General features: G+C 46.3%; 1 pseudogene. It reads left to right on the forward strand.

Features of this window, described 5'->3' with window-relative positions:
* A pseudogene (locus AOQ32_RS09025) lies at positions 1-315 on the forward strand (DNA topoisomerase); the annotation flags it as partial.

The raw sequence follows: 315 nt of genomic DNA on the forward strand, positions 1-315 counted from the left end.
ATATAGGCAAGTCAAAGCTCAGTTAGCCGAATTACCCAACTTTACGACGACGATTAACCAACCGCAAAGTCAGGGGTGGCACTTGGTTTACCAAGACCAAGACGAGGAAGAAGATCGTAACCGTTCTACGCAAGGGGTTGGCCAACAGGCCCAACGTTTGGTTTACGAGGGACAGAATAAGAAACCAACAGCACCAACCTGGAAATGGTTGAAAACCTTCCTTGAAAAATACAATATTGGCACTGGTGCCACCAGAACCAATACGTATGGGGAGTTGACGAGTGGGCAAAAGGCCTATATGATTGACAAAAAAGG

This window comes from Fructobacillus tropaeoli, assembly GCF_001047135.2.
Classification (GTDB): domain Bacteria; phylum Bacillota; class Bacilli; order Lactobacillales; family Lactobacillaceae; genus Fructobacillus; species Fructobacillus tropaeoli.